10 protein-coding genes and 1 tRNA gene are annotated in these 8,283 nt (G+C 62.3%); 4 read left to right on the plus strand and 7 right to left on the minus strand.

Going from position 1 to position 8,283, the window contains the following annotated elements; all coding sequences use genetic code 11:
* A partial coding sequence (locus EOC06_RS23685) for an SDR family NAD(P)-dependent oxidoreductase (RefSeq protein ID WP_128308922.1) occupies positions 1-290 on the minus strand: 290 nt, incomplete at its 3' end.
* A gap of 55 nt (positions 291-345) precedes the next feature.
* Between EOC06_RS23685 and EOC06_RS23690 the strand changes: the two genes are divergently transcribed.
* The gene (locus tag EOC06_RS23690; protein WP_127270626.1) at positions 346-1,197 is read left to right on the plus strand and encodes a YihY/virulence factor BrkB family protein; all 852 of its coding nucleotides are present in this window, start codon (positions 346-348) and stop codon (positions 1,195-1,197) included.
* A 78-nt stretch (positions 1,198-1,275) separates the two neighbouring features.
* Here the strand turns inward: EOC06_RS23690 and EOC06_RS23695 are convergent, their stop codons facing one another.
* On the minus strand, positions 1,276-2,172 hold the full coding sequence (locus EOC06_RS23695) for a DMT family transporter (RefSeq protein ID WP_127272487.1): 897 nt from the start codon (positions 2,170-2,172) through the stop codon (positions 1,276-1,278).
* 139 nt (positions 2,173-2,311) lie between these two features.
* Positions 2,312-3,187: a tRNA glutamyl-Q(34) synthetase GluQRS gene (gluQRS, locus tag EOC06_RS23700; RefSeq protein WP_128308923.1), complete on the minus strand. Its 876-nt coding sequence runs from the start codon at positions 3,185-3,187 to the stop codon at positions 2,312-2,314.
* 73 nt (positions 3,188-3,260) lie between these two features.
* Here gluQRS and EOC06_RS23705 point away from each other — a divergent pair, with 73 nt between their 5' ends.
* Together EOC06_RS23705 and EOC06_RS23710 are read left to right on the plus strand one after the other, a co-directional pair.
* On the plus strand, positions 3,261-3,902 hold the full coding sequence (locus EOC06_RS23705; protein ID WP_127268792.1) for a DNA-3-methyladenine glycosylase: 642 nt from the start codon (positions 3,261-3,263) through the stop codon (positions 3,900-3,902).
* 128 nt (positions 3,903-4,030) lie between these two features.
* Positions 4,031-4,588 (plus strand): HNH endonuclease, encoded by a 558-nt coding sequence (locus tag EOC06_RS23710; RefSeq protein ID WP_006328497.1) that lies wholly within the window; start codon positions 4,031-4,033, stop codon positions 4,586-4,588.
* Between the two features lie 162 nt (positions 4,589-4,750).
* Here EOC06_RS23710 and EOC06_RS23715 read toward each other — a convergent pair whose 3' ends face one another.
* Together EOC06_RS23715 and EOC06_RS23720 are read right to left on the minus strand one after the other, a co-directional pair.
* Positions 4,751-5,269: a disulfide bond formation protein B gene (locus EOC06_RS23715; RefSeq protein WP_128308924.1), complete on the minus strand. Its 519-nt coding sequence runs from the start codon at positions 5,267-5,269 to the stop codon at positions 4,751-4,753.
* Positions 5,270-5,303: 34 nt separating this feature from the next.
* On the minus strand, positions 5,304-5,891 hold the full coding sequence (locus tag EOC06_RS23720; RefSeq protein ID WP_023811139.1) for a YqaA family protein: 588 nt from the start codon (positions 5,889-5,891) through the stop codon (positions 5,304-5,306).
* Positions 5,892-6,167: 276 nt separating this feature from the next.
* On the opposite strand from EOC06_RS23720, the gene EOC06_RS23725 reads away from it, so the two are divergent.
* Positions 6,168-6,252: transfer RNA gene (locus EOC06_RS23725), tRNA-Leu, on the plus strand.
* A 169-nt stretch (positions 6,253-6,421) separates the two neighbouring features.
* Here the strand turns inward: EOC06_RS23725 and EOC06_RS23730 are convergent.
* Both EOC06_RS23730 and EOC06_RS40910 read right to left on the minus strand, forming a co-directional pair.
* The gene (locus EOC06_RS23730; protein ID WP_128308925.1) at positions 6,422-7,693 is read right to left on the minus strand and encodes a glycosyltransferase family 9 protein; all 1,272 of its coding nucleotides are present in this window, start codon (positions 7,691-7,693) and stop codon (positions 6,422-6,424) included.
* A gap of 203 nt (positions 7,694-7,896) precedes the next feature.
* On the minus strand, positions 7,897-8,283 hold a 387-nt coding region (locus tag EOC06_RS40910; protein WP_206631242.1), incomplete at its 5' end, for a hypothetical protein.

Raw genomic sequence — 8,283 nt, forward strand, 5'->3', positions numbered from 1 at the left:
TAGGCGCCGTTGTTGAACAGGGCGTCGAGCCGGCCGCCGGTGCGGTCGAGCACCGCCGTCACCAGCGCGGCGATGGAGTCAGGCTCGCAATAATCGAGATAGAAGGCCTCGATGCCATCGGCTTCGAGCGCGGCGATGTCCTGCGGCTTGCGCGCCGTTGCGAACACCCGCCAGCCTTCCGCCTTCAACGCGCGGGCGCAGTACGCGCCTATTCCCGAAGACGCACCGGTGATGATAATCGAGCGCAACTTTTGCGCCGGACTGTTCGTGGTTTCGCCAAGGGTTGCCATTTGCCGCAATCCCTTCCCATATTCCCGGCGTGGAGACAATTGGAGGGCGCGGTTCTTGTTGCGGAAGATCGTAGCCCTCAAGCGGGTCCTCTACGACGCGCTTGGCCATTTCAACACCGATGACGGCTGGGCGATGGCCAGCCATCTGGCGATCACATCGCTGATGGCGCTGTTCCCGTTCCTGATCTTCGCGACGACGCTGGCGAGCTTCCTGGGCGCGCAGGCGTTCTCCGACACCGCCGTGCATCTGGTCTTCGACACCTGGCCCGAACAGATCGCCAAGCCGATCGCGCGCGAAGTGCTCAATGTGCTGACCGTCCGGCGCACCGACCTTTTGACCTATGGTGTGGTGCTTGCTGCCTATTTTGCGTCGAACGGCATCGAGGCGCTGCGCACGTCGCTCAACCGCGCCTATCGCGTTTCGGAAACGCGCGGCATCATCTACCGCCGGGTGCAGAGCATCATCTTCGTTCTCATCGCCACGGCCGGTTTCCTGGCGATCAGCGTGCTCCTGGTGTTCGCGCCGCTGCTGGCGCGGATCGCCGAAGCCCATATCGACTGGATCAAGCCCTATATGGGCACCATCACGCTGTGGCGTTACGTCATCGCTTCGGCGGTCATTGTCGGCGGATTGTTTGCCGTGCATTTCTGGCTGCCGGCGGGCAAGCGCCGCTTCGTCTCGCTGGTGCCGGGCATCGTCTTCACGCTGGCGGCATGGCTTATCGGCTCGACCATCTTCGCCACCTATCTCGACCACTTCTCGTCCTACGTGACGACCTATGCCGGCCTGGCGTCGATCATGATCGCCGTGGTCTTCCTCTACATGGTCTCGGCGATCTTCATCCTTGGCGGCGAGCTCAATGCCGCGATCAGCCGCTATCTGGAGGCACGTGCGCGGGTGGGATGACAGGTAGAATTGAGGAATTGAAGAACTGAAGAATTGGAGAAAAAGCGGGCCATATCCGGTGCTGTCTGTGCTTCTTCCTCAATTCCTCAATTCCACAGTTCTTCCCTTCGTCTGCCGCGCCGTTGCCAGGCCAACGCCGAATGTGGTGATCGCCATGCCGACGATCTGCAGGGCGTTGAGCTGCTCGTCGAACAGGGCCCATGCGATGACCGCCGTCACCGCCGGCACCAGGTAGAACAGCGAGGCCACTTTCGACATCTCCCCGTCGCGGATCATGACCATCAGCAGGAAAATGGCGCCGAGCGACAGCACCAGCACCAGCCAGGCCATGGCGAAGATCAGCTCGCCATTGATGACGACGGTGTGGGTTTCGAAAGCGAGCGAGGCAAGGAGCATCAGCGAACCACCGCCGACATATTGCCACATGGTCGCCGCGACGAGGTCGCCGCCGGAGGCGAAGCGCTTCTGCCAGATGGTGCCGGCGCTCATGCCGAGCACCGAGACCAGCGAGGCGGTCAATGTCGCCGCGGTCACGCCGCCGCCCAGCGCGCCGAGCTTCGGCCACAGCACGATGACGATACCGATGAGGCCGATGCCAAGGCCAAGCCAGTGGCGCGGCAGGATCGCCTCGCCGAGAAACTTACCGGCAAGCACCGCCGTGATCAGTGGCTGCAGGCCGACGATGAGGGCTGAAAAGCCGGCCGGCATGCCCCTGTGGATGGCCCAGAAGACGGCGCCGAGATAGACGCCATGCATCAGGATGCCGGCGCCGGTGGCATGCAGCGCCTCCTGGCGGGTGGCTCTTTTCGAGCCAAGCACAAGCATCAGGACGGCCAGCAGGATAGCAGCGAGGACGAAACGCGCGGCGAGGAAGGTGAACGGTTCCGCCCACGGCATGGCGTAGCGCGCACCGATGAAGCCGGTGGCCCACAAGACGACGAAGGTGGCGGGGATGAACCGCTTGATGCTGTGCATGTTCCGAGGCCGCCGTACTGGGGAGAGTTGACCGTGGCGCTGCTCTAATGCGCTTCAACCCGACGCGCAAAGCGAAACCATTGATCCATACATCACTGAAATTCAACGGCCGGCGCATTTGGCAGGTGATCTCGCCTGGTCAAAGCCCGACCGTCCGTCTGATGTCATCAGGTGATGCGCCGGCATGACGCAGCGCGGCAAGACCGGTGTCACGGAGGCTCTTCGACAGCTTTCGGCCGTCGGGTCCGAGGATGAGGCGATGATGGAAATAGGCCGGTTGCGGCAGCCCCAGGAGTCGCTGCAGCAGGCGCTGCACGCCGGTGGCGGAAAACAGATCCTGGCCGCGTACGACGTGGCTGACGCCTTGCAGCGCATCGTCCATGACGACGGCGAGGTGGTAACTGGTCGGGATGTCACGGCGCGCCAAGATCACGTCGCCCCAGTCCTGCGGGCGGGCTTCGACGGAGCGCGTCGTGGAAAGCGTCTCGTCGGAATACTCCGTCCAGGACAGGTCCTTGCCGACACGCGCCATGGCGGCCTCGACATCCAGCCGCCAGGCGAAGGGCGCATTCTCGACTATCCGCCGCTGACGTTCCTTCAGCGGCAGCGCCTTGTCCGCGGCGGGGTAGAGCGGCACGCCATCGGGATCGCGCGGCCAGTCGCGCCCACGCTTTTCGCTGTCGGTGATGAAGGCGCGGATCTCGCCACGGCTCATGAAGGCGGGGTAGACGAGTTCCTCCGCGATCAACCGCTCGAGCACCGCCTGGTATTCGGTGAAATGCTCGGACTGGCGGCGCACCGGCTCTTCCCAGCCAAGCCCCAGCCATTTCAGGTCGGCCAGCACGCCGGCCTCGAATTGCGGCGTGCAGCGCGTCGTGTCGATATCCTCGATGCGCAGCAGCAGGCGTCCGTCCGCCCGTGCCGCCAGCTTCTGGTTGAGCAGCGCCGAATAGGCGTGGCCGAGATGCAGGTCGCCGTTGGGGCTGGGCGCGAAGCGGAATGTCAGGAGTGTCATCTCTCAGGCGGCAATCATGTTTTGCGGCGCTTCGCCAATTGCTACCCTGTCGACGGTCGAGGAACAAGAAAGCATGCGCCGTATCGTGACATCAGACGACATTGCCCGGGGGCTCGATGCGCTTTGCGTGATCGACCCGCGCCTGGAAAAGGTGCGCGGCATGGCCGGCGAGGTGCCGCTGCGGCTGTCCGAGCCGGGGTTTCGAAGCCTGGCGTCGATCGTCGTCTCGCAGCAAGTGTCCCGCGCCAGTGCCGATGCCATCTTCGGCCGGCTGACCAAGCTCGTCGATCCGCTGACGCCGCAGGCGATCCTGGCCGCCGGCGAGGACATGTTTCGCGAAGCCGGCCTGTCGCGGCCCAAACAGCGCGGCCTGATCGCTGTTGCCCAGGCCGTGGTCGACGGCCTCGACCTTCATCACCTCTGTTCGCTCGATGCCGAGGAGGCGATCACGACGATGACGGCGGTGTCCGGCATCGGTCCGTGGACAGCGGAAGTGTATCTCTTATTCGCCGCCGGGCATCCCGACATCTTCCCCGCGCGCGACGTCGCGCTGCAGAGCGCGGTCGGCCACGCGCTCGGCATCGAGCCGCGTCCGCCGGAGAAAACCCTGATCGCATTGGCCGAATCATGGAGCCCGTGGCGAGGTGTCGCATCACGGCTTTTCTGGTCCTATTATCGCGAAACCAGAGGGCGGGACGCCGCGCCGCCGGCCTGAATCCGCAAAAAATCATAAAAATCATGCATTTTTGGCGCTTAGGCGACGCGACAATCCGCTTCACATCCCTGTCATGTCGGGCTTACAGTATCCGCGCCGTTCGGGTCTAGAACCAAGGAGGTGAACACGTGACGGTTGCCGTATCTCCGGATGGGCTTCCAGCACTGGTGCTGAATGCGGATTACCGTCCGCTCAGCTATTACCCCTTGTCGCTCTGGTCGTGGCAGGATGCCATCAAGGCGGTGTTCCTCGACCGGGTGAACATCGTCGCCGAATACGAGCACGCCGTCTCCTCGCCGACCTTCTCGATGAAGCTGCCGAGCGTGGTCAGCCTGAAGGCCTATGTGAAGCCCTCCAGGCACCCGGCCTTCACCCGCTTCAACGTCTTCCTGCGCGATCGCTTCCAGTGCCAGTATTGCGGCACGCCGGAGGATCTGACCTTCGATCACGTCATCCCCCGCCATCGCGGCGGCGCGACGACATGGGAGAATGTCGTTGCCGCCTGCTCGCCCTGCAATCTGAGGAAGGGCGGCATGATGCCGGCGCATGCCAAGATGTGGCCGCTGCAGAAGCCTTTCCAGCCGACGGTGCACGATCTGCACAACAATGGTCGCCTGTTCCCGCCCAACCATCTGCATGAGAGCTGGATGGATTATCTGTACTGGGATGTCGAACTCGAACCCTGAGATCGTTCGAGAATTCGGGAGGCTGGCCGTCTGGAGCAATTGTCTGCGCTTCCGATGCTCACGGACCAAATGTCCGCTCCGCTTCGGTTCTCGACAATCACTCCATACGACTCAGCCTGCCGAATTCTTTGAACGATCTCGCGTCGGCGCCATCGCGCCAAATCAGTCGCGGGTGAGGGCGCCGCGGAAGGCGACGGCGGCGAGGATCAGGCTGGCGATGGCGTTCCAGCCGGCCAGCGACAGGCCAAGGATGCGCAAGGCGGCTTTGTCGCAGGACGGCGGCACGAATTTGTCGAGCGCGTCGAGCACGCCCTTGCCGCCGGTGTCGACCGGCCCGGCGCCTGCGGTACAATCGGTCGGGCCGGCCCACCACTGCCATTCGACGCCGGAGTGGTAGACGCCGAGATAGAGGCCGTAGAGCATCAGGATGCCGCCGACGGCCAGCAGGCCGCGCGTCAGCCAGCTGGGTGCGTGCAGCATCGACGCAATCACCGCCAGCACCATCAGCGGCACGCCGATATAGTAGGGCGTGCGCTGTTCGAGGCAGAGGTGGCAGGGGATATAGCCGCCGAAATACTGGAAGGCGAGCGCCGAGCCGACGGTGGCGGCCATGGCGACGGCGAGGAACAAGGCGGTCAGCGTGCGCTGGCGTCCGGTGTCGGCATTCATGGTCGCTGTCATTTCAATCGGTCCGTCCGGCTCGCAATGGTTCTGTTCAGAACGCGTATTTGACCAGGATATAGAGCAAAATCAGGGCAGCCGCGCCGGCGCCGGCGATGAGGCCGAGGCGCTTTTCGATGAATTCGCGGATCGGTTCGCCATAATGGCGCAGCAGCCAGGCGAGCAGCAGGAAACGGCCACCGCGGGCCACGATCGCCAGCACCACGAACAACAGCAAATTGACGCCGATGACGCCGGACAGGATCGTCACCACCTTGATCGGCGGCAGGTGGGCAGCGCCCGACGTGATCAGCATCAGGACGATGAAGCCGACGCCTGCCCCTGCGCGCAGCGCTTCGAACTCGTCGTACTTGCCGTAGAATTCGAGGATCGGCCTCGCCACCGCGTCATAGGCGTAGTGGCCGATGAACCAGCCGGCGATGCCGCCCAGCACCGAGGCGACGGTGGCGATCAGCGCATAGCGGTAAGCGCGATCCGGCCGCGACAGCGCCATCGGCAGATAGAGCACGTCGGCCGGCACCAGGAACACCGAGCTTTCGACGAAGGCGATGAAGGCCAGCCACCATTCGGCGGATTTGCGGGCCGCCAGCGACAAGGTCCAGTCGTAAAGTCCGCGAAGCATCGGCACTCCTAATGCGTGTCGTTCCATTGCGCAGGCAGGTTGGGGTTTAACGGCATGCACGCAACAAAGACCCAGAGCACGCCATCCGTCCCCGCAGACGTGCCGCGCTTTGATGCGCCGCCTGTCTAGAAAGATTTTCCGCGCTGCACAATGGCAGCCCCCTCACGAAATCGAAAGGCGCAGTTTGGTCGCATCTTGAGGGCGCCGGAGAATTGGCCAGTTGACGAACAGCCCTCCAACCGTATAGTCCCGCGCCATCCAGGCCGCCCGGCCTGAGCCCCTATGGCGGAATTGGTAGACGCGCTCGACTCAAAATCGAGTTCCGCAAGGAGTGCTGGTTCGATTCCGGCTAGGGGCACCATCCTTCACTCTTCGAGCTTCGGGTGGGACAATTTAGCCTGTGTTTGTTTTGGGATCCGCTTGTGCGCGGCAGCGCCGGCGTTGCGTTCCCGGTTGGCCTTTTGGTGTATCGTGGTCTGCTGTTTCCCATGCTAACGCTTGCCGGCCCTTGTTCGCCTGCAAGTGCCCCTTCAGGCTGATCGGCGCTTTTCGCTCAACAAAACTCGCAGATGCGGTAACGCCGCATGCGCCACCGCCTTGGGTGGTTGTGTGAACATGCAAGGCGGTTCCGCGGCGCCTAGAAGGCAGGTCTTTTGCCAATCCAATGTAATGGACCAACAATCGCCGCAGACACGCGGGGCAATATTGATATTGTTCGGGTAGGCGTAATAGCCGATCGGCGTTGGACCGAAAACGACACAACACGGCGTCCCTACACAGCTTGCGATATGAACAAGCCCTCCCTCCATGTCGAAATGCATGGACGAGTTCGCAAGAACGGAGGTGATTTGCGGCTGTGTTGTCTTGGAAGAAAGGTTGTAGTCGGCCGAACTGAGGGTGCCTCCTACCACGCCGACTTGAACAACCGGAAGATCCGGCAACTGCGCCTTCACCTCTTTCACGACATCATCCAAGAACGGATAATCTCGCGTAGCTCGAGGGCGACCCGACTCCTCGCTGAAGGAATTATGGACGGTAATGTAGGGTTTATGGTCCAGTCCCAAGCTTTGAACCAAGGACGCATCCTCAGGTAACGGATATTGATGGCCGCCAAAGGGCACACCGCTGACATGGTTCAGAAAGGTGTCTCGCCTCACGTTCTGAAATTGGGCTACAAGTGCTGGATGGAAGTCCAAATGAGGATGCGCATCGATCGCATGCGAAAACATCTTCCGATACGGTGCGATGCTTTGCAGCATTGCTGAAAGCGCCGGCCACCGTTCGGCAGCGGCAGAACTCATGTGCACAAGATCTACGGTGTGTGTGAGCTGCAGGACAAGAATATATCGACGCGTGACCCACGTAAATACGCGTCTCGGAGCTTCAATGAAAGTTACATCCGGGAGAGGCTCGTAGAGCCAGCCCATTCCGCCCGTTACGGAATAGACGTCGATTTTTGCGTGGCCAAAGTGGCTCAGCAGATCGCGAATAAACCGGACGGCCACGATATGGTCGCCCATGCCGCCTGTTACACGAATGGCAATGCTGTCTCGTCGTTCTACATTGATCGCTAGATGAAGTGCTAACGCCGCATTCTTGAAGCCGTTGCGCGTCCTGCGTGACAAGCGCGTAAGGCCTCGATCTTGCCTACTCATGGCGATTCCTAAGCTTTGACGTTGAACATTCTTCCAAACGGTATCTACGCCGCCGCCGCTCCAGATGCTATCCAAGGGCATGGAGCGCTCGGCGATGCAATGATCGAGCCGGACTGATGGCGAGGAGACCTGCGGCAGCCATTTCATTTTTCATGGCTCGGAATCCTCGCTCTGGCAGGGATCAAGACGCTTGCTGAGGGCATCCACAGACACGACAACCGTTGGAATGCACTCGACGTTTCGACGGCCTCGAGTTCGGTGTGCCAGAAGGGCGGCGGCGTCATGCCGATCACCAACACGTCCGTCGGCTCGACGTGGCCACCTGCGTACCGATATGCCTCAGCAGGCGGTCAAGACGCTTTGCGCGTCCCGCCGGTGGGGCCGCCGTCATTGGCCGCGCCGATCTCGCCAGCCGCCAGCAATTCGTCGAATGTCCGTTCGAGATCGGCATTGTCATCGGCTGCCGGTCCGTTGGGGGGATCCTGGCGTGTCAGCGTTTCCAGCCTTTGGTGAAGCTGGCGGTTTTCATCGCGGCAACGGGCATGCGCGAGTTCGTCGGTCATGCCGCGCAAGCGGAGATCGGCGAGTTGAACCTTCACCGCGCCATAGTCTCGGCGCGCCGCGTCGCGCTCCTGGCGCAACGTCGCAATCTCGGTTTCCGAGGTTTGGCGCCGATGCTCGGCCACGTCCTCGGCGCGCTGCCCGACGCCCGGCGTTGCGCGGACCACGCTTTGATC

The sequence above is a fragment of the Mesorhizobium sp. M7A.F.Ca.MR.362.00.0.0 genome, assembly GCF_004023175.1.
Classification (GTDB): domain Bacteria; phylum Pseudomonadota; class Alphaproteobacteria; order Rhizobiales; family Rhizobiaceae; genus Mesorhizobium.

Bases quoted from the DNA above. Each gene is read 5' to 3' on its own strand.
- EOC06_RS23730 (WP_128308925.1), bottom strand. From the start codon at position 7,693: ATGAAATGGCTGCCGCAGGTCTCCTCGCCATCAGTCCGGCTCGATCAT.
- EOC06_RS23695 (WP_127272487.1), bottom strand. From the start codon at position 2,172: ATGCACAGCATCAAGCGGTTCATCCCCGCCACCTTCGTCGTCTTGTGG.
- gluQRS (WP_128308923.1), bottom strand. From the start codon at position 3,187: ATGACACTCCTGACATTCCGCTTCGCGCCCAGCCCCAACGGCGACCTG.
- EOC06_RS23720 (WP_023811139.1), bottom strand. From the start codon at position 5,891: ATGCTTCGCGGACTTTACGACTGGACCTTGTCGCTGGCGGCCCGCAAA.
- EOC06_RS23705 (WP_127268792.1), top strand. From the start codon at position 3,261: ATGCGCCGTATCGTGACATCAGACGACATTGCCCGGGGGCTCGATGCG.
- EOC06_RS23715 (WP_128308924.1), bottom strand. From the start codon at position 5,269: ATGACAGCGACCATGAATGCCGACACCGGACGCCAGCGCACGCTGACC.